Source organism: Pseudoalteromonas sp. SR45-4 (assembly GCF_014163535.1).
GTDB classification, from domain to species: domain Bacteria; phylum Pseudomonadota; class Gammaproteobacteria; order Enterobacterales; family Alteromonadaceae; genus Pseudoalteromonas; species Pseudoalteromonas nigrifaciens.
Genome location: NZ_JACJDO010000001.1, coordinates 134,077 through 154,560, shown reverse-complemented (window position 1 = coordinate 154,560; position 20,484 = coordinate 134,077). Strand labels below are relative to the sequence as shown.

The 20,484-nt window shown below is 40.2% G+C and carries 21 protein-coding genes; 4 read left to right on the top strand and 17 right to left on the bottom strand.

Annotated elements, in window-relative coordinates; all coding sequences use genetic code 11:
• Positions 1-37 precede the first annotated feature (37 nt).
• Complete coding sequence (locus tag H5058_RS00770; protein WP_011329260.1) at positions 38-754, top strand: SIMPL domain-containing protein; 717 nt, start codon at positions 38-40, stop codon at positions 752-754.
• Here H5058_RS00770 and H5058_RS00765 read toward each other — a convergent pair.
• The 8 genes from H5058_RS00765 to H5058_RS00730 form a co-directional block, all read right to left on the bottom strand.
• The gene (locus H5058_RS00765; RefSeq protein ID WP_182676529.1) at positions 723-1,409 is read right to left on the bottom strand and encodes a hypothetical protein; all 687 of its coding nucleotides are present in this window, start codon (positions 1,407-1,409) and stop codon (positions 723-725) included. The genes H5058_RS00770 and H5058_RS00765 overlap by 32 nt on opposite strands.
• Before the next feature lie 109 nt (positions 1,410-1,518).
• On the bottom strand, positions 1,519-3,351 hold the full coding sequence (locus H5058_RS00760; RefSeq protein WP_179806949.1) for a DUF885 family protein: 1,833 nt from the start codon (positions 3,349-3,351) through the stop codon (positions 1,519-1,521).
• Positions 3,352-3,405: 54 nt separating this feature from the next.
• Positions 3,406-4,542 (bottom strand): radical SAM family heme chaperone HemW, encoded by a 1,137-nt coding sequence (gene hemW, locus H5058_RS00755; RefSeq protein WP_182676527.1) that lies wholly within the window; start codon positions 4,540-4,542, stop codon positions 3,406-3,408.
• Entirely contained in the window at positions 4,539-5,138 is a 600-nt protein-coding gene (locus H5058_RS00750) for an XTP/dITP diphosphatase (RefSeq protein ID WP_086993672.1), read from the bottom strand. Before H5058_RS00750 ends, hemW begins: the two co-directional genes overlap by 4 nt.
• 7 nt (positions 5,139-5,145) lie before the next feature.
• Complete coding sequence (locus H5058_RS00745; RefSeq protein WP_182676591.1) at positions 5,146-5,589, bottom strand: DUF4426 domain-containing protein; 444 nt, start codon at positions 5,587-5,589, stop codon at positions 5,146-5,148.
• Between the two features lie 58 nt (positions 5,590-5,647).
• Positions 5,648-6,181: a YggT family protein gene (locus H5058_RS00740; RefSeq protein WP_058374186.1), complete on the bottom strand. Its 534-nt coding sequence runs from the start codon at positions 6,179-6,181 to the stop codon at positions 5,648-5,650.
• A gap of 12 nt (positions 6,182-6,193) precedes the next feature.
• Entirely contained in the window at positions 6,194-7,015 is an 822-nt protein-coding gene (proC, locus tag H5058_RS00735; protein ID WP_011329253.1) for a pyrroline-5-carboxylate reductase, read from the bottom strand.
• Between the two features lie 17 nt (positions 7,016-7,032).
• Complete coding sequence (locus H5058_RS00730; protein ID WP_011329252.1) at positions 7,033-7,746, bottom strand: YggS family pyridoxal phosphate-dependent enzyme; 714 nt, start codon at positions 7,744-7,746, stop codon at positions 7,033-7,035.
• 2 nt (positions 7,747-7,748) lie between these two features.
• Here H5058_RS00730 and H5058_RS00725 point away from each other — a divergent pair, with 2 nt between their 5' ends.
• Positions 7,749-8,789, top strand: a complete 1,041-nt coding sequence (locus tag H5058_RS00725) for a type IV pilus twitching motility protein PilT (protein WP_041454575.1) — start codon at positions 7,749-7,751, stop codon at positions 8,787-8,789.
• Between the two features lie 9 nt (positions 8,790-8,798).
• Entirely contained in the window at positions 8,799-9,935 is a 1,137-nt protein-coding gene (locus H5058_RS00720) for a PilT/PilU family type 4a pilus ATPase (protein WP_011329250.1), read from the top strand.
• Between the two features lie 66 nt (positions 9,936-10,001).
• On the opposite strand, the gene ruvX is transcribed toward H5058_RS00720, so the two are convergent.
• From ruvX to H5058_RS00690, 6 genes are all read right to left on the bottom strand, one after another.
• Positions 10,002-10,451 (bottom strand): Holliday junction resolvase RuvX, encoded by a 450-nt coding sequence (gene ruvX / locus H5058_RS00715; protein ID WP_011329249.1) that lies wholly within the window; start codon positions 10,449-10,451, stop codon positions 10,002-10,004.
• 12 nt (positions 10,452-10,463) lie between these two features.
• Positions 10,464-11,021, bottom strand: coding sequence for a YqgE/AlgH family protein (locus H5058_RS00710; RefSeq protein WP_058374183.1), 558 nt, complete (start codon positions 11,019-11,021; stop codon positions 10,464-10,466).
• A 140-nt stretch (positions 11,022-11,161) separates the two neighbouring features.
• Positions 11,162-12,112 carry a glutathione synthase gene (gshB, locus tag H5058_RS00705; protein WP_011329247.1) on the bottom strand — a complete coding sequence of 317 codons (951 nt, stop codon included), beginning with the start codon at positions 12,110-12,112 and terminating at the stop codon, positions 11,162-11,164.
• 54 nt (positions 12,113-12,166) lie between these two features.
• Complete coding sequence (gene rsmE, locus H5058_RS00700; protein ID WP_011329246.1) at positions 12,167-12,901, bottom strand: 16S rRNA (uracil(1498)-N(3))-methyltransferase; 735 nt, start codon at positions 12,899-12,901, stop codon at positions 12,167-12,169.
• A 72-nt stretch (positions 12,902-12,973) separates the two neighbouring features.
• Positions 12,974-13,453 carry a hypothetical protein gene (locus H5058_RS00695; protein WP_179806954.1) on the bottom strand — a complete coding sequence of 160 codons (480 nt, stop codon included), beginning with the start codon at positions 13,451-13,453 and terminating at the stop codon, positions 12,974-12,976.
• A gap of 67 nt (positions 13,454-13,520) precedes the next feature.
• Positions 13,521-14,414 (bottom strand): hypothetical protein, encoded by an 894-nt coding sequence (locus H5058_RS00690; protein ID WP_011329244.1) that lies wholly within the window; start codon positions 14,412-14,414, stop codon positions 13,521-13,523.
• 79 nt (positions 14,415-14,493) lie between these two features.
• Here H5058_RS00690 and glnE point away from each other — a divergent pair, with 79 nt between their 5' ends.
• Positions 14,494-17,289, top strand: a complete 2,796-nt coding sequence (glnE, locus tag H5058_RS00685; protein WP_182676525.1) for a bifunctional [glutamate--ammonia ligase]-adenylyl-L-tyrosine phosphorylase/[glutamate--ammonia-ligase] adenylyltransferase — start codon at positions 14,494-14,496, stop codon at positions 17,287-17,289.
• A gap of 67 nt (positions 17,290-17,356) precedes the next feature.
• Here glnE and H5058_RS00680 read toward each other — a convergent pair whose 3' ends face one another.
• The 3 genes from H5058_RS00680 to tolC form a co-directional block, all read right to left on the bottom strand.
• Positions 17,357-17,923, bottom strand: coding sequence for a toxin co-regulated pilus biosynthesis Q family protein (locus tag H5058_RS00680; RefSeq protein ID WP_182676523.1), 567 nt, complete (start codon positions 17,921-17,923; stop codon positions 17,357-17,359).
• 48 nt (positions 17,924-17,971) lie between these two features.
• The gene (gene lpxL / locus H5058_RS00675) at positions 17,972-18,895 is read right to left on the bottom strand and encodes an LpxL/LpxP family Kdo(2)-lipid IV(A) lauroyl/palmitoleoyl acyltransferase (RefSeq protein ID WP_011329241.1); all 924 of its coding nucleotides are present in this window, start codon (positions 18,893-18,895) and stop codon (positions 17,972-17,974) included.
• Positions 18,896-19,020: 125 nt separating this feature from the next.
• The gene (gene tolC / locus H5058_RS00670; protein ID WP_182676521.1) at positions 19,021-20,376 is read right to left on the bottom strand and encodes an outer membrane channel protein TolC; all 1,356 of its coding nucleotides are present in this window, start codon (positions 20,374-20,376) and stop codon (positions 19,021-19,023) included.
• Positions 20,377-20,484 lie beyond the last annotated feature (108 nt).

Here is a 20,484-nt window from a genome sequence, read left to right as displayed (position 1 = left end):
TTTAGGGTTGTTTTAGGCGCTTAACAAGGGAGTTTTAATGAATAAAGTATCTAACTTTAATATTGTTATTGCGGCTATTTGTTTAAGTATAGGCCTAATTAGCTTAGGATTTATTTTAAAAGGTGCTGCGCTTGATATCAAAGGTATGGAACGTACCGTACAAGTAAAAGGATTGGCTGAGCAAGAAGTGCTGGCCGATACCGTGATCTGGCCACTACAATTTAGTGATGCCGACAATAACTTAGAAGCGTTAGTGAGTAGAGTTGAGGGTAAAAACGATGCAGTAATTGCATTTTTAAAGTTACACGGCTTTGATGATGAAGAAATTAGCACTGGCAGCCAATCAATTATAGATAAACAAGCTCGCGAATACGGCAGCGAAAATCAACAATTTAGATATATAGTGCGCTCTAATATTATTGTTTATTCAAATGCGCCCGACAAAGTAAAAAATGCCCTGAGCAAGGTAAGTCAGCTGGCTAAGCAAAATATTGCCATAGTGCAAGATAACTACGAAACCCGTGTGGAGTATATGTTCACTGGTTTAAACGACATTAAACCAGCAATGGTACAAGAGGCCACCGAAAAAGCCCGTGAAGTTGCGACTAAATTTGCCAAAGACTCAAATTCAAAATTAGGTAAAATAAAAACGGCTCGCCAAGGGCAATTTAGCATTAGTGATCGTGACTCTAATACGCCGCAAATCAAAAATATTCGCGTGGTTACGAGTGTGGAATATTATCTTTCTGACTAAGTAAATTAATCACTTGAGTTATTGAGCGCTGTAAATAGGCAGCGCTTAATAAAAGCGTGGTTTCGTTTACCGTATTGCTTTGTAATACATTTAATAATTGCTGTTTTGCTTGTGCATTTTGCTTTTGCTCCATTTCCATTAATGCGAGTAGCGCCGAAAACTCATGCTTTATTGGCGTAGTCGGTTTATTTGCATAAGCAATATAACAGGCAACTGGCGTTAACCCTTGCAGGTTAGGCTGTGCCAGCGCTTTGAATAAGTCATCGTTAGATTCAAATAACATTAACGAACGTACATAGTTAAACGGTAAATTATTTGCATCAGGGTGTTTAAATACAGTATGCAACACAGTGTTACCGGCCTCATTTTGCGCCAAAAAACCCTTGTTAACTTTAAGCGCAGGTGTAAAAAAGCTTAATGCGTCTAGGGTGCTTAGTTGGCTAATAAACGATGTTGGTAAAGGGTTACTGGTTAAAATACGGATTGCCACATTTTGCATAAAGTTATATTTAACACTCATTCGCTGCGCGCTTTGATACAAGTGCATTAATTGGCTTGCTTGCTGAGCAGGCGTTAACTGCTTAAAGTCGTTATCAAGCTCGTCGAGTTGATACTTAGCAAGGCGTGCGTTAAGTAATTGTATGCATAATTCCATGGCTTATCTCCTTAGTTTATTATTACCTACTCTAGCTTAAACAATTGGCTTATAAAACAAAAAAAGGCCGCATAAGCGACCTTCTATATTGTTACTGAGTTATAGCAAGTTAAGCTTGTTTACTTGCTATCCACTGATTAACAAAGTTTTCTAGTACGTTAAGTGGTACTGGGCCATTTTTAAGCACTACGTCGTGGAACTGGCGAATATCAAACTTATCACCTAGTTGCTGCTTTGCATTTTCACGCAGTTCTAAAATCTTCAGCATACCCACTTTATAAGCAGTTGCTTGCGATGGCATTACAATGTGACGCTCAACCATTTTAACCCCGTCAGAGGTCGCATTAGGCGTGTTATTTACGTAGTAATCAATACCTTGTTGGCGGTTCCACTGCATAGCGTGAATACCTGTATCAACCACTAAACGTGCTGCGCGCCATAATTCCATCGAAAGACGACCAAAGTCAGAATATGGGTCTTCGTATAAGCCCATTTCTTTTGGTACTAGCTCAGAGTATAAGCCCCAACCTTCAATATAAGCAGTGTAGCCACCAAATTTACGAAACTTAGGCACGCCTTCTAGCTCTTGCGAAATAGCAATTTGCATATGATGTCCCGGAATGCCTTCATGATAGGCTAGTGCTTCCATTTGGTAAGTAGGCATAGCTTCCATGTCGTAAAGGTTAGCGTAGTAAACACCTGGGCGAGAGCCATCTGGTGCCGGTTGTTGATAAAACGCTTTGCCAGCTGCTTTTTCACGAAATGCTTCAACGCGTTTTACAATCATATCGGCTTTTGGTTTTACAATAAATAACTCATCAAGACGCGACTTCATATTATTAATTAGGTCGGTTGCTTGGCTAATATATTGCTCTTTAGCGGCATCAGTATTTGGTAAATAAAACTGCTTGTCGGTTTTCATAAACTGCATGAAAGCAGCTAAATCGCCTTTAAAACCTACTTTATCTTTTATGGCGCGCATTTCGTCATGAATACGAGCCACTTCAGCAAGGCCAATAGCGTGTATTTCTTTTGCTGTTAGGTCTGTTGTAGTAGTGCGCTTTAACGCATTGTTATAAAACGCTTCGCCGTCAGGAAATTTCCATGCGCCGTCGCGGTTATCTGCGCGCTTTTCAAGTTGGGCTATGTAATTAATCAGTTTAGAGTAAGCCGGTTTAACAGCCGACTTTAAAGCATCTACTGCATCAGCGGTTAGGCTGTCTTTTTCGCTTTGACTGATCTCTAGTTTATTAACTTTACGTTTAAAGTCGCTAAGTAAAGTAGAGTCGTCGTCTTGCTCAAATGGAGCGCCTTTAATAATATTTTTGCTTGAGTCGATAACATGCGGGAATACAAACTTAGGGGCAATAATACCTTTTTCAGCACGTACTTCTAAATCAGTAATTAACTGATCAAATACTGCTGGCACACCGTTTAAGCGAGATATATACGCTTTAGCGTCTTTTACATCACTAATTGAGTGTTGATTAATTAAAAATGCAGCGATCATAGAATGAGTGCCGTACATTTGGTTTACCGGGTAACTGTGGTAACGCCATTTGAAGTCAGCAATTGAGTTTTCAAGATCTTGTTTTTTTAAGTCGTAACTTACTTTAGTTGCATCATCAAGCTGAGCACGATTAATGCTATTAAGCGTTACTAAGTCAGCTTTGGTTTGTGCAAAATCTTTTAATTTTTTAGCTTCGCTACCATCGTCCCACTTGTCGTAATCTTGCTTAATACCCATGTATGTTTGATACACAGGGCTGCTCATTACGTCGCGGTTAAAGGTATCTTCAAAAAAAGCATTCGCTTTGTCTATTTCATTTTGTACTGGTTGTGCTTGTACTGCTGGTGCTGTTGTTACTTGTTGTGTAGCTTGCTGGCAACCAGCAAGTAGTGCAACACTTACTGCAGCTGCAATAAAAGTAAATTTACGCATTATTTATCCTCTTGATGTTAGAAATTTATTATTATAATTTTGTAGAACCTAGCGTTAAACGAATAACTCTAGCAGATCATTTAAAAAGCGCTGACCTTTTAGTGTTACTTGCCAATGGCTATTAGTTTGTATTAATAAGCCCAATTTAATTGCCTGTTGTAGCGCGTGTTGTTGGCTTTGTAATGGTTGCTGTGTAAGCGCATTAAAGTTGTTAATAGGGCACGGCTCTACTAGACGAAAGCGGTTCATAAAAAACTCAAATGCTAAATCGTCTTGTTCAACCTGCCAGCTTTTAAACAAGTAAGGTTTGATCAGATCCATGTAACCACGCGGGTGCTTAACTTTTTCGGTGCGGGTTATTATGCCTGTATTTGCATCAGTTACCTTACCATGCGCGCCACAACCAATACCGATATAATCGCCAAAACGCCAATAATTTAAGTTGTGTTGGCATTGATAGCCAGGCTTTGCATAGCCTGATATTTCGTATTGCAGGTAACCTGCTTGCGCGAGTAACTCTTGGCCTTGCTCTTGAATGTCCCACAGCGTTTCGTCTTGTGGCAGGGTAGGCGGCTTAGAAGCAAATTGTGTATTGGGCTCAATAGTTAGCTGATACCAAGAAATATGCGGCGGGTTAAGGGCAATAATTTGCTTTAAATCACCCAGTGCATCATCGAGTGTTTGCCCAGGTAAGCCATGCATTAAATCAAGATTAAAGCTATTTAACCCCGCTTCTTTGGCTTGCTCTGCGGCGTAGTTTGCCTCGTCGCTGCCATGAATACGGCCAAGCGCTTTAAGCTTGTCGTTTTGCATGCTTTGCACACCAATAGAAATGCGGTTAATACCTGCTTTTACATAATCTTTAAAGCGGCCAGTTTCAACAGTGCCAGGGTTTGCTTCAAGAGTTATTTCGCAGTTATCTTCAAGCCCAATAAGGCTTTTAACTTCACTAAGTAGGCGTGTGTAAGCTACGCCAGTTAATAAGCTAGGTGTGCCACCACCAATAAAAATACTATGAATTTTACGCCCTTGGACTAAATGCAGGTCGGCTTTTAAATCATCAATTAAATGCTGCACATATTCAGCTTCAGGAATTTCACCTTTTTGTCCGTGGCTATTAAAGTCGCAATATGGGCATTTTTGCACGCACCAAGGAACGTGCACATATAAGCTTAGTGGTGGTAGGTTCACAGGCCGCCTTTTAGCTTAAGTTGCTGTAGTAAATTTTGTAATGCTTGACCGCGATGGCTAATGGCATTTTTTTGCTCTTTTGTCAGCTCGGCACTGGTGCAATTAAGCGTAGGTACAAAAAATACCGGGTCGTAGCCAAAGCCGCCTTCGCCATTTTGGGTTAGGGTTATTTCACCTTCCCAACTGGCACTACAAATAAGCGGAGTTGGGTCATTAGCGTGACGCATTAATACCAGTACACACCAAAAGCGTGCTGTTCTAATTGGGTTATTATCCAGCTCAAGTAGTAGCTTATCTATGTTATCTTGATCAGTTGCACCTGCTCCGGCAAAGCGCGCAGAGTACACACCTGGCGCACCATTTAAACCATCAACTTCTAATCCAGAGTCATCAGCAATAGCAGGCATACCGGTAATTTTGGCTGCATGGCGGGCTTTAATAATGGCATTTTCTACAAAAGTGGTACCGGTTTCGGCCACTTCACCTACGTTAAAGTCGCTTTGCGGCACAACATTAATATTGAGCGGGCTGAGCATGTTTGCAAGTTCATTTACTTTGCCAGGGTTGCCTGTGGCAAGTACTAAAGTTTTTATCATAAGTTATTTAATCTACGTAAAATTTTTGCTGAAACTGTAATTTTTGAAATTGTGAGTCTTGCTGTATTTCAATCTCAAAACGTAAAACTTCTTCGTTAGTGTAGTTAACTTGAGCAAGGTAATAAATTGCATCGCCTTCAATTACTTCTTTAAAGTTAAGCGTTTGTTTATTGCCAAGTAAATTTTTAGCTGTGCCTTTTAATACGGCCTTTTGCGCTGTGTTATCGGCATCGTTAGCTAATATAGATATATTAACAATCCCTTTGTAGCCGCTACGCTCAAGACCATAAGCTTGGGCTATTTTAGGTTGCACAAAGGTTGAAGGAAAAGCAATGTAATGTACTTGCCACTGACCTAGCTCTTTGTACTGTGCGCCGGAAACTTGCTCACTGTGAGCATTAAAGGTAAAAGCTAAACAGGTAATAAAAAACAATTTAATTAACCGTTGCATCATTAACTCCTAAAACATAAAAAAGAGGTCTAGTGACCTCTTTAGCTAAAATAAGTGCTTAAACTAATAAATCCATAAGCAGCATTTGTAAAAACTGTATACCAATAATAAGCACTAAAACCGATAAATCTAAGCCACCTAGCGGCGGTAGAATTTTACGAATAGGTTTTAACATAGGTTCAGTTAGCTGGTGGAATACCGCTTCTATTGGGTTATAGCCTTGGCTAACCCAGCTTAAAATAGCGCGAATAATAAGTACCCAAAAAACTAAATTTAAACCTTCTTTTAGTACGGTGATTAATGCTTGAATAAGTACAGGTTGTATAGCCCATGACTTATAAATAAGCCACATAAGCACGCTTATTTTGGCTGCGGCAACAAAAAATGCCAGCAATAGCGAGGCTAAATCAAGGCCTCCAAACCCAGGAATAATTTTACGCAGTGGCTTTACCGCGAACGAGGTGGCTTTAACCACAAATTGGCTCATTGGGTTGTAAAAGTCGGCTTTTGCCCACTGTAGCCAAAAACGCAGTAATACCACCATTAAAAATAAGTCAAACAGGGTACTGATTAAAAATTGCATGGCATTCATAATTTAACCTTCTTAAAGTTCTTGTTCCATTTGCTGTGCACGCGTAATACACGCATCCATAGCATCGGCAACGGTTTGGGTTAAGCCTTTATCTTTTAAATGCTCAACGGCTGCATGCGTAGTACCACCTTTAGATGTTACGTTTGAGCGTAACTGCGAAATGGTTATATCGGGTTGGCTGAGTGCCATTTCGGCAGCGCCAAGTGCTGTTTGTTGTACTAAGCGACGTGCATCTGCATCGTTAAAGCCCAGTGCTTTGGCCTTCTCTTCTATGGCTTCCATAAATAAGAAAAAATAAGCAGGCGATGAGCCTGTAACCGCAATAATATCGTTAATTTGCGATTCTTGTTCAACCCACACTACAATGCCAGTGCATTCAAAAACTTGTTGTACAAATTCGTGCTCGCTTGGCGTTTCGCCGGCGCCATATAAACCTGATACACCACGCCCAAGCAGCGAAGGTGTATTAGGCATGCAACGTATCATTTTAACGTCTTGGCCAAGCATTTCGCGCAAACGCTTTACGGTTAAACCAGCTGCTACCGAAATAAACAGTTTATCGCTAAAGTCGACACCTGACTCCTGAAACGATTTACATAAATCGCCCATCATTTGTGGTTTAACAGAAAGTACAATTACGTCAGCATCGCGCAGGGCTTCGTTATTGTCACTGGTGGTTTTTACCTTGAAATCGGCTGCTACTTTGGCCAGCTTTTCTTGGTTACGGTTTGTGGCAATAATATTGTTTGCATTAAACCCATTTTTTACCATGCCACCAATAATGGCGTAGCTCATATTACCTGTGCCTATAAATGCGATTGTTTTATCTGACATATATCTGTTATCACCTTTTAAGTTCGTGTGCCAAAAATGTCTGTGCCGATCCTCACCATGGTTGAGCCTGCACTAATTGCAGCTTCAACATCATTGCTCATCCCCATCGACAAAGTATCTACTTGAGGATATTGGGTCTGTAGTTTATCAAAGCAAGTTTGTAATTGCTTAAAATATTGAGTTTGCGTTGTAATATCATCGCTTTTAGCCGGAATAGCCATTAGTCCGCGTAAAGTTAATTGTTCACATTGGTTAATAAAACTGGCCAGTTCGGCTACTTCATTAAGCTGGCAACCCGACTTAGCCTCTTCATTACTAATATTTACTTGAATAAGTACATTAAGCGCGGCTTTATCGGCTGGTCGTTGGCTGTTTAAGCGTTTCGCTATTTTAATCCGATCAACACTTTGTACCCAAGCAAAATTGGCGGCCACTAATGCGCTTTTATTTGATTGAATAGGGCCAATGAAATGCCAAATGATATCGCTATATGCGTGTAGTTGCGCTATTTTATCTACAGCCTCTTGAACATAAGACTCACCAAATTGGCGTTGGCCATGCTTGTAGGCAGCAATAATATCGGCACTTGGTTTGGTTTTTGATACTGCAAGTAAGGTTATTTCGTTACTATTTCGTTGGGCGTTTTTTGCCGCTACTGCAATTCTAGCGTAGGCGGATGTGAGTCGTTCTGCTATTGTAACCATATATTTATCAGTTAGTTGTGGAGTCATAAATGGATATTACCGAATTATTGGCGTTTAGTGTGCAACACAAAGCATCCGATTTACATTTATCATCAGGGGTTTCACCTATGATACGCGTAGACGGCGATGTGCGGCGTATTAATATACCAGCACTAGGAGACAAAGATGTAAACAACCTAGTTTACGATATTATGAACGATAACCAGCGCAAGGACTACGAACAAAATCTCGAAGTGGATTTTTCATTTGAAGTGCCTAATTTAGCACGTTTTCGTGTTAATGCCTTTAATACTCATCGTGGCCCAGCCGCTGTATTTCGTACGATCCCCAGTGAAGTGCTCACACTAGATGATTTAGGTGCTCCCGATATTTTTAAAACCATTGCCGATAACCCTCGCGGCTTAGTATTAGTAACTGGCCCTACAGGGTCAGGTAAGTCGACAACATTAGCGGCTATGGTTGATTATATAAATCAAACAAAACATCACCATATTCTCACTATTGAAGATCCAATAGAGTTTGTCCACGATAACAAATTAAGTCTGATTAATCAGCGAGAAGTACATCGCGACACACATAGCTTTAAAAATGCGCTACGCAGTGCACTTCGTGAAGATCCAGATGTAATATTAGTTGGTGAATTACGTGATCTGGAAACCATTCGCCTGGCAATGACAGCAGCCGAAACTGGTCACTTAGTATTTGGCACTTTGCACACCACCTCTGCACCTAAAACCATTGACCGTATTATAGATGTATTCCCAGGTGAAGAAAAAGCCATGATCCGCTCTATGCTCTCGGAATCATTACGTGCGGTAATTTCGCAAACCCTGCTTAAAAAAATTGGCGGTGGGCGAGTAGCTGCTCACGAAATTATGCTTGCAGTACCTGCTATTCGTAACTTAATTCGTGAAGATAAAGTGGCGCAAATGTACTCGTCTATTCAAACTGGCGCTTCGCATGGAATGCAAACAATGGATCAATGTTTAACAAACTTAGTTAATCATGGCATTGTTACCAATATTGCAGCGCAAGCTAAAGCGCAAGACAAAACTCAGTTCGGTGGTTAAGGAATACTAATGGCTTTATCTTTAAATAACTTTTTACAAATAATGATAGATAAAAAAGGCTCTGATTTATTTGTTTCAAGCCAACTGCCTATCAGCGCTAAAATTAATGGTGAATTAACCCCGCTTGATGATGAGCCGCTCAGCGATGAGCAATCACTTGAGTTGGTTGAATCGGCAATGAGTGAAAAACAAAAAGCCGAGTTTCATACAACGAAAGAATGCAACTTTGCGATTGCCACTGACGAAGGACGTTTTCGTGTTTCGGCATTTTGGCAGCGCGATAAAGCGGGCATGGTTATTCGTCGTATTGTTACTAAAATACCTGAAATTGGCGAACTTGGGCTGCCGTCTACACTTACCGATGTGATTATGTCGAAACGTGGTTTAGTGCTATTTGTGGGGGGAACCGGTACGGGTAAGTCAACCTCACTTGCTGCACTTATTGGCTATAGAAACCGTAATCAGCGCGGACATATATTAACCATTGAAGACCCGATTGAGTTTGTACACGAACACCGTAAAAGTATTATTACTCAACGCGAAGTAGGGCTAGATACCGAAAGTTTTGAGTCAGCGCTTAAAAGCTCGTTACGCCAAGCACCCGACGTAATATTAATAGGCGAAATACGCTCACAAGAAACCATGGAGTATGCATTAAGCTTTGCAGAAACAGGGCACTTATGTGTGGCTACCTTGCATGCAAATAACGCTAACCAAGCGATAGATCGGATCATGCATTTAGTGCCAAAAGAAAAGCACGATAAGCTTAAGTACGATCTAGCATTAAATTTACGCGCTATTATTGCCCAGCAGCTGATCCCCACATCTGACGGGCAAGGTCGAGTTGCTGCTATTGAAATATTGCTTAATTCACCTATGGTTGCAGAGCTAATTAAAAATGGTGATATAGGCGGTATTAAAGAAACCATGGCTAAATCGAAAGAAATGGGCATGCAGACCTTTGATCAGGCCTTATTTGAGTTGTATAAACAGCAACGAATCAATTATGCAGATGCATTGCACCATGCCGATTCGGCGAACGATTTGCGCTTAATGATAAAGCTGCGCAACAATGAGCAGCAAGGGGCGGGCTTTTTACAAGGGGTCACTATTGATGGCCTTGATGATAAAGGCAATATTAGTTAAGTTAAAGAGAAGGCTTTGGGTATCAGCTTAAAAGCTCTGATATTCAAAGCCTAACACCTAATATTTTCACTCACCGTAACTTGTTTCAAAAAAGCTCTCTAAAATAATCACCGCAGACATGTTATCTACTTTGCCTTTGCCTAAGTTTTTATAACCGCCTTGCTCAAACAAGCGCGCTTTAGCATCGGCGGTGGTTAAGCGCTCATCTTGTGTTTCTACCGGTATGGCATAGTGATTGTGTAATCGATTAGCAAACTTTTTAGCTTTAAAAGTTACCTCTTGGGCGGTGCCATCCATATTTAGCGGTAAACCTACCACCATTAAATCGGGTTGCCATTCGTTTACTTGTACTGCTATGTCATCCCAATTAGGAATGCCATCTTGTGCTTTTACAGCTTTAAGGCTCGATGCGCTGCCAGTGAGCTCTTGACCTATAGCAATACCAATACTTTTGGTGCCAAAGTCAAAGCCCATTACAGTACGCTGGCCTTGCGGCTTGAAGTTTTTTTTTGTCATAAGTTTATCTTGTTAAGCATGACCAGCTTCAGGGCTGAGTTGACTTATATCAAAGCCCAGCATAGAAACTGCTTTTTCCCAGCGTTTTTCAACGGGGGTGTCAAAAATAATTTTCGGATCAGCTTTAATTATCAGCCAGCTATTATCCAATAGCTCTTGTTCTAATTGACCTTGCTCCCAGCCAGAGTAGCCCAAAGTAATAATAAATTGTTCAGGTGCTTGTGCTGTGGTTAACGAAGCGAGTACATCTTTAGAGGTGGTGATCATGATATCACTGCTGAGCGTTTGGCTCGCAGAGTAACCATGCTTTGGAGAGTGCAGTACAAAACCACGGTCGGTTTTAACCGGCCCGCCAGCATATACGCTAACTTGCGCTGCTTGCTGAGTTTTGTCGTTATCAATTTCTATTTTATCGAGTAACTCACCTACGGTAATATTAATAGGTTGGTTGATTACCAAGCCCATAGCCCCGTCTTCATTGTGCTCACAAATATAGGTAACAGCACGTTTAAAAAAAGGGTCTTGCATCGACGGCATTGCGATTAAAAAATGATTTTCTAATGACTGCATAGATTTCACCCTTTTTAGTTAATGAATTTTTAGTATGGCACATACCCATGTTTTTAAAACAAAATAAGCACTTTCATACGATTTAAAAATAATGAATACCTTAAACCTTACAATATGAAAGCGCTTTTAATAACGCTAACTTATTTAGCGAGTCGTTTTTCAATTGCGTCAAATAAAATACCCGTAATTGAAATATCGTACGCCGCTTCAATTTCTTTAACACAGGTTGGTGCGGTTACGTTAATTTCGGTTAATTTGTCGCCAATAATATCTAAGCCGACAAAAATTAGGCCTTTTTCTTTAAGTGTTGGTGCCACAGCTTGTGCAATTTTTAAATCGGATTCACTTAAAGGACGTGCTTCGCCGCGTCCACCTACGGCTAAGTTACCGCGTGTTTCTCCGTTTTGTGGAATACGCGCCAAGCAATATGGAATTACTTCGCCATCAACAACCAATACGCGCTTATCGCCTTGAGTGATCTCTGGAACATAATTTTGTACCATGGCAAAGCGACTGCCGTGCTCGGTTAATGTTTCACAAATTACACCAATGTTAGCATCGTCTGCTTTAACTCTAAAAATCGACGCGCCACCCATGCCATCAAGCGGTTTTAAAATAATGTCTTTATGCTGGGCTAAAAACTCACGAATTTGCTTTTGGCTGCGCGTTACTAAAGTGTCGGGCGTGTATTCGCTAAACCAAGCTGTAAACAGCTTTTCGTTTGCGTCGCGCAGGCTTTGTGGCTTGTTAACTATGAGTGTACCTGCTTGTTCGGCACGCTCTAAAATATAAGTTGCGTATATGTATTCGGTATCAAAAGGGGGATCTTTACGCATTAAAATAACGTCTAAATCGCCAAGTGCAATAGTGGTTTTTTGCTCAAGCTGGTACCAATTGTTTGGATCGTCAAAAACCTGTGCTTTTGCAGCTGTAGCATATGCCTGACCTTGGCGTAGTGAAAGATCATCCATTTCCATATAGTAAATTTCATAGCCACGTGCTTGCGCTTGCATCATCATTGCAAAACCAGTGTCTTTTTTAATATTAAATCCGCTAATAGGATCTGAAATAATGCCTAACTTAATTGCCATGCGCTGTGCCTTAATATGAATATTAATATATATATGTGGGTACTTTTAGTTATTTCAATTAGCTAAGTCGCCAAACTGCAGCTGTAATGCACTTAAAACAGTTAATGCTGCTGTTTCGGTGCGTAATACGCGCGGGCCTAAGCGAATATCTACAAAGTTTTGTTGCTTTGTTTGCGCCATTTCCTCATCAGTAAAGCCGCCTTCAGGGCCAACTAAAAAGCGTACGCCATCTTTTGGGACGGTAATTGTTTTGATACTGTGCTCGGCACGTGGATGCAAAGTGAGCTTAATTGCTGCACTTTGCTGTGCAAGCCATTGCTTTAGATCTACCGGCGGATGAACAACAGGTACAAAATTACGCCCAGATTGCTCTGCGGCGGCTATGGCTATTTTTTGCCATTGTTGGTGTTTTTTATCAAGTCGATCGCCCATTAATTTAACGCCGCAACGCTGACTAAAAATAGGGGTGATTTCGGTAATGCCCAGTTCCACCGATTTTTGAATGGTAAAATCCATTTTATCGCCACGCGATACGCATTGGCCTAAGTGAATTTTTAAGGGCGACTCTACATCATGAGTATTTAGCTGTTGTGGCATAACCACGACATTTTTTTTAGTCACCTCAATAATTTCACTAAGGTATTCACCGCCTTCACCATTAAAAATAGACACGTGCTCGCCTACTTTCATTCGCAATACTCGGCCAATATGCCCTGCAGCGTCGTCATCTAATGTAACGGGAGTGTTTAAGGCAATACTCGATGCCTGATAAATATGAGGAACTCGCATGTGGTGTCACTTATTGGTTAGTGCATAAAAGTTATATGCCGCTATGGTAAGTAAGCTGTGAGCTAGGTGCAATTATTTATTTTTATTAAATTGCTCATCAGTCTCTATTTGGTTTAGTGACGCTTGTGCTATATCGGTATGGCACGATAAGTGATTTGAATGCCCTGGGTCTGTTACTGGGCTAAACGAAAAGCCATTTTCGTCTTGGCTAACTAAAAAGCGACTTTTGTGTAGTGAGTTATAAATAAAGCGCTGTTTATCATCGCCAAGTAAGTAATCAACACGGTTAAATAATACGCCTTTAATTTTATGATGATCATGCAAGTAGGTAGCGAGCTCTGATACACTAATTTCATTTTCAAAGTCGCAATAGCAGTAATCTTTTATAAGTTCATCAAACATCATTTTTACTAACTGCCGGGTGTGGCTACCAGCTGCTATTAACCCGCTGGGTGATTGGCTCTGAGCATGATTAAAAGAGTACTCAGCAAATGCTCTGCTAAACTCATTATCTATATCAACTAACAGATAATTGGTTACATCAAATAGCATAAGGCCCCATTACACTTAAGCAAAGTGTTCACAAGCTGATTAAATATTATATTTAATCAGCTTGGTGTTAAATTGAAAACATACTAATAAGCAAATAACCTACAGCACAAAAAACCGCAAATTCGATACAAGCAATACCAATATTATCTTGATGATCAATTTCCAGCGAAGTATCGATATTTGGTAACGAAATCTTTTTTATTACATAAGTTAAACTGTAAAGTAGCACCCACATTACACCGCAATGCATCACGAGTGTAAATAAATTTTCGACCATCTTACCATTTTGAAACGCTGCGCTGGACAAACCAGCATACGCGGCCAGCGATAAACCAATTGATTTACCCGCGTAACGAATACCAATAGAGGTATTTTCAAGGCCAAAGTTACTTTGTAGTGATGCGCCTTGGTTAGCTTTGGCAAAGTGGTATTCACGTATTTTACTATCAAAAGCAAACATACCTTGTAGTACAAAAAAACTTACAAAGGCAATGAGTAAACTGCTAAAACCTTGAGTGTGAGTCCAAGTGTAAAGCCCTAAAGTAATAATACAGTTTGCAATTAACATACCTGAGTCGACCAGTGCGGCGCAGACATTTTGTTTTAAAATAGCGGCTTCTTCATTAAAGCGATGCAAAATCCATTTGCGATGAATTAAGTGACCTACTTTAATAAATAAAAATAATAAAACGATTAAAAAGATCACTTTTAATGGGTTCGATTGCGCTGTGCTTATGCTTATTTCATCAAATAAAAATGCTACTGAGGCAATCACCACCGATATTTCTGAGGCAAAACTAATCCCCATTGCAAAGTTATCATGCTGCGCTAACTCATCTTTAAGCGCTTGTTTTGCTTTTAGTTGAGTGGTTATTCTTAAGCTCATTATGATCACGCAAATAACAATAAAACTAATAGCAATCGCAAGTAAACTAGTGTTAGATAATGACAAATATGACATGGTTTTCCTAAGTAGTATTTACCTTAATAGGTTTTTAATCATTCTAGTACGGTTATTGATGATATAAAAGAGAGTATTGATGAGTAACGTAAAGCAACTTCCCATTCAATTACAAAAACTTGGCGAAACACGCTTCGAACAGCTTTATCCACAACAAAAGCAAGAATTAGCGCTGGTACGGTTATTAGCCTTGAGTGACTTTGCATGGCGCTGTTTAACATCGCAACCTGAGCTAAAAAACTGGTTATTATGTAACACCGAAATTAAAAATAGGGTGATTGCAGCTCCTTTTATTGACTTAGACCTAAATAATATTGATGAGCGCGATTGCCATAAATTACTGCGGCAATACCGAGAAAAGTACTGGCTTAAAGTGGCTTTTTTAGATTTATGTTGCGACAACCCAATTGCCGATAGTATCAAGTATGTAAGCCAATTAGCAGATAACCTAATAGAAAGTGCAAATCAGTGGGCTTATACACAGGTGGCAAAAACCAATGGTGAGCCTTTAAATGAACAAGGTCAGCCATTGCCTTTAATGGTGTTAGGAATGGGTAAGCTTGGCGGACAAGAGCTAAATTACTCATCAGATATAGATCTTATTTTTGCCTATCCTCGCAATATTAAAACCCAAGGCGGGCGTCGCTCGCTCGAAGCCCAAGTGTTTTATACCAAAGTGGCGCAAAAGTTAATAACCGCACTTAATCAAGTGACCGTTGACGGCCAAGTATTTAGAGTAGATATGCGACTGCGACCTTTTGGTGAAAGTGGCCCGTTAGTTATGAGCTTTAATGCAATTGAAGATTATTACCAAGAGCAAGGCCGTGATTGGGAACGTTATGCCATGTTAAAAGGGCGCTTAATTGGCACGCCTAACATTTATTTTTGCGAGTTTAACCAGCTATTAAAGCCGTTTGTATATAGACGCTATATTGACTTTTCGGTGATTGAGTCGCTGCGAAAAATGAAGTTGATGATTGCTCAAGAAGTACGTCGTAAGCGCCTAACCAACAATATAAAACTAGGCGCAGGCGGAATACGAGAAGTTGAATTTATTGTACAAGCACTACAAATGGTACGTGGTGGGCGAGAGGCTAATTTGCAAACTCAATCATTATTACACGCCCTTAAAGAGCTTAGCTTAAGCCAAGTAATTGATGAGCTTGAAGCAAAAGATCTGCAAAAAAACTACTTATACCTGCGTAAAGTAGAGCAGTACCTACAAATATTTGATGACCAACAAACGCAAACCCTCCCGGATGAGGAGCTAAATCAGCAACGTTTAAACTATTTACTCAATCAGCCCGACTTTAGCGCTACGTTAAGCTATTTAGAGCATGTAATGGGGCAAATTCATAATGAGTTTAATCATGTAATAGGGGAGGAAACCGAGCCGCTAGATACTTGCGAAGGCGCATTTATTAGTACTTGGGATCATGGTGATGTGAGTTTTTTAAATGATCCCAGGGAAGATTGGCAAACACCACTACACGACTTTAAACAACGTATATCTAAAGCAAAAGTGGGTAATCGAGGGCGTAATATTCTTGATAAATTAATGCCGGTTTTACTCAAACAAATGAACGACTTTAATGCCACTGCCGAAACATTTAATGTTATTTGCCAAATACTCAATAAAATAATTTCGCGTACCGCCTATTTAGAGCTGTTATACGAAAACCCAGGTGCCTTAAAGCAGTTAGTATTATTGTGTTGTTATAGTAAATGGATAGGTGAGCATATTTCGCTTTACCCTATTTTGCTTGATGAGCTAATAGACCCCGCAGTACTTTATAAGCCAACACCTTTAAGCGCCTATAAAGACGAAATTAGGCAATATTTTTTACGTATTGAGCCCGACGACTTAGAAATGCAAATGGAGGCGTTACGGCAGTTTAAACAAACGCATCAGTTACGAATTGCCGCTGCCGATGCCACCGATGTTATGGATGTAATGAAGGTGAGCGATCATTTAACGGCACTGGCGGAGGCTATTGTCGATCAGGCCGTTAATATTGCATGGCACAATTGTGTAAAACGCTTTGGTATGCCACCTAGTACTAACGACGAAAGCAAAGGTTTTGCGGTTATTGCCTATGGTAAAACCGGTGGCTTTGAAGTGGGTTATGACTCTGATTTAGATTTAGTCTTTGTACATAACCACGATGGCAGCAGCCAAACTAATGGTGTAAAGCCAATAGATTCAAGGCAATTTTATTTAAAATTGGCGCAACGTTTAATGCATTTATTTAATACCCGAACCGCTTCGGGGATTTTATATGAGCTTGATACACGACTACGCCCTGAAGGCGCATCGGGGTTACTGGCAATTAACCTAGAGAGCTTTAATCATTACCAACAAACACAGGCATGGACGTGGGAGCATCAAGCGCTAGTGCGAGCTAGGCTGATTTTAGGGCAAGCTGAATTTGTTGAGCGTTTTGCGCAAATTCGTAAAAATATACTGTGTCAGCCGCGCGATAAAAAAGTGCTCAAAGACGATGTAATAAAAATGCGTGAAAAAATGCGTGAACATTTAGCAACAGGAAATGAGCAGCAATTTGATTTAAAGCAAGATGTTGGCGCAATGACAGATATTGAATTTATTACTCAGTACTTAGTGCTAAATTATGCGCAACAATTTGAAGAGCTATGTGTGTATTCCGATAACGTCAGAATTTTAACTGATGCTGCAAAGCTTGGCTGCATTACCAAGGCGCAAAAGCAGCAATTAATTCAGGCGTATATTAATTACCGTTCGCGCTATCATGTGTTGAGTTTAGATCAGCAAGGGCGCCGCGCAGAGCGTGCACAATTTAGTGATGACATTAAAAATGTAACTGCAATCTGGCAAACTGTGTTTGAATTAAGTTAACTTGAACTTTGGTTAAGCGCGCGTCACTTTGATACTCAGATGAGTATCAAAGTGCTAATTATTAAGTTCAAGCTTTAAGTTGTAAGCAGTTAGTGCGAACAAATTCAGAAGGTAGTTCAGTAATTACGGCCGCGCGCTGTTTATGACATAAGTAAGTGTATACTTCGTTTTCAAAGTCGTCGTTAATTGCACGCCCTACTTGATACAAGGTAGAAGTGAAATTGCTATCGACTCTAAAATGATCTTTAACGACGTAATCTTTACTTAAATACCAATATAACTCTATGCCTTCATTACTGGCATATTGCGATAACGCCTTTTTTAGTGTTGACCCGTTTTCAAAGCGTCGAGGCTCAATTTTACCTGTCCAGGTTTTTGGAATCGGTTCAATAATACGCATGCGCTCAGCTAAAACACGCTCAAGAGTTTGTTCTGGCTTTTTAAGCTGCAATACAAACTTACCTTGCTCGTTGCTCACTTTATTACGAATTGAAGAGTAAAACCGACTTAATCCTTGCGCCGCTGCATTGTTTGATTCTTTAAAATCAAATACTGGACCATCACCTAATAAAAAGTAGACTGCGAGAATTATTAGCCCCGCAGCCAGTGATAAATGTTTAATCCAGAACCACATAGTTGGTACTCATTTTTATTTTTATTATCTATTGTTATACCATTACTTTTAATAAAAAGAAGTGCTATTTTCATCGGGGCGTGTTTTAAAACGGCGGTGTAGCCACATATATTGCTCAGGAGCGGCATTAATTGCTTGTTCTATACGTTGGTTAACACGAGTGACATCGGCTTTCTTGTCGCCACTGGGGAAGTTTTCAAGTTCAGGTAATACTTCTAAGTGGTATTTACCGTGTTCGTCGCGACGGCTAACTAAACTAACTGTTTCACAGTGTTTACTGGCTGCAAACATTAGCGTTCCTGTGGTTGTTGCTGTGTCTGGTACGGCAAAAAATGGCACAAATTCACAATGCTTACGACCATAATCTTGATCAGGTAAGTAGTAACATATTTTTTTGTTTTTAAGTGCTTTTAATAAACCTTTTACGTCTTTTCGGCCAATTAAATATTCGTTAGAGCGCAAGCGACCATTGGTAGTAAAGTATTCCATAAGCGGATTGTTGTGCGGGCGATAAAAACCTAAGCCTTGGTATTTTAATCCCATTACACGGCTCGCCATTTCAAGATGCAAAATATGCGGAACTAGCATTAACACGCCTTTGCCCGACGCTTGAATGCGCTCAAAGTGCTCAAGCCCTTTAATTGAACCGTAAGCTTTTTGTACTCGCCACTTTGGCCACCACCATGCCATACCGGTTTCGACCATGGCCATTCCGGTATTTTCCATGTTTTTTAATACTAATGCTTGTTGGTCTGCTTCGCTCATATCTGGGAAGCAGTGTCTTATATTTACCTCAGCAATATGGCGGCGTCGCTTCATATATTTATGCACTAATCGGCCAAGCTGCTTGCCCATTGCTAGTTGTAGCTTTTGTGGTAGCCACGAAATTAAATATAAAAAGAAAACACCCACCCAAGTTAACCAGTAACGAGGACCCAAAAAAGATATTTTAAAAGGAGATGAGGTAACCACAAAAAAATTCTCTAATAATAAAAACGCTAGTTTAACGCTAAGCGCTATAAAACACAAAAAGCCAGCAAAATGCTGGCCTTTAATTAAAACCGTCAACCTATTTCAGGACGGGACACTAAGTTGTGTTAAATTGCGTTTAAACCTTTATTAATCGCCATTAAGTCAGCATTTGTAAGTGTTCCTGTTGCTTGTTTTAAACGCAGCGTAGATACCACGTAGCGATAGCGAACATTGGCAAGGTTACGTTTTGCATTGTACAAGTTTTGTGTGCTAACAAGTACATCAACAATAGTACGAGTACCTACTTCAAAACCTGCTTCAGTTGCTTTAAGTGCACTCTCGGCAGATATAACCGCTTGCTCTAGCGCTCTAAAGGTCGCTATATCTGAAACCACTTGATTATAAGAAGTAATAACTGTGCGTGTAACTGCGCGATAGTTAGTTTCGTAATCTTGGCTTGCAGCGACGTAAAATGCACGTGCTTGATTAGTTGCAGCAACCGTGGCACCACCTGAGTAAAGAGGCACACTAAAGTTAATACCTATAGTGGTCGAATCGGCACGAGGTTGGTTATCAAAACTTGCACCGTTTGTGTCGCGATTGGTTAAAGAATCACCGTAACGCGCATCAAGTGTTAATTTTGGGTAGTGGCCTGCTTTCGCTAGCTCAATTTGATCTTTAGCTATATCAACTGTGACTTTTGCTACTTGTAAATTTAAGTTCTTTTCTTCAGCCACTTTAACTAAGTCGCTAGAGGGTTTATTTGGCTTTACAGTTGAAAATGTTTCGGTATTTAAAACGTCAAGTTTTGCGTGGTACTTACCTGTTATTTCGCGCAGTAGTTCACGTGCTGTTTCTACGGCATTACCGGCAACAATTTCTTGTGCTACTGAGTTATCAAACTGAGCTTGCGCTTCGTGTACGTCGGTAATAGCAGTTAGGCCTACCGCGTAGCGTTGCTTTGTTTGCTCTAATTGGCGTTCAATAGCGCGCTTTTCAGCTTTAACAAATTCAAGGCTATCGATAGCACTTAATACATTAAAGTAACCATCGGCAACACGTACTATTAAATCTTGCTTAGCAAAATCGTACTGTGCACTGGCTTGTAAAGCTTGTTTATCAGCAATACCTAGGTTATTCCATGCGCCTAAATCAAACAGTGTTTGGCTTAAGCTAACACCACGAGTGAATTGGTCAGTATCGCTTTCTAGTTTAACTTGGTTGAAGGTACTTTCATCAACTTGAAAAGAGGTAGAGTCACTTTTTTCGTAGCCTAAGCTTAAACCTATTTGAGGTAATAATGCGCTCATCGCACGATCACTTTGATAAGATTGTGCATCCGCTTGGGCTTTTGCCTTTAACACGGTAGGATCGTTTGCTGTCGCAATTTCAAAAACTTGTAGTAAATCTTCAGCGTGAGCAGCTGTAGCGCCAATTGCGCATGATAAACTAACCAGCGCCGCAAGGATGTTCTTTTTCATGTGTGGTTCGGTCCTTAGACAAATTTTATACTATTGGGCATGTTAACCTGTTTTGGCTCATAACTAAAAAAAAAATGAGTAAAACAATGTTTGTAAGTGTAACAGAAT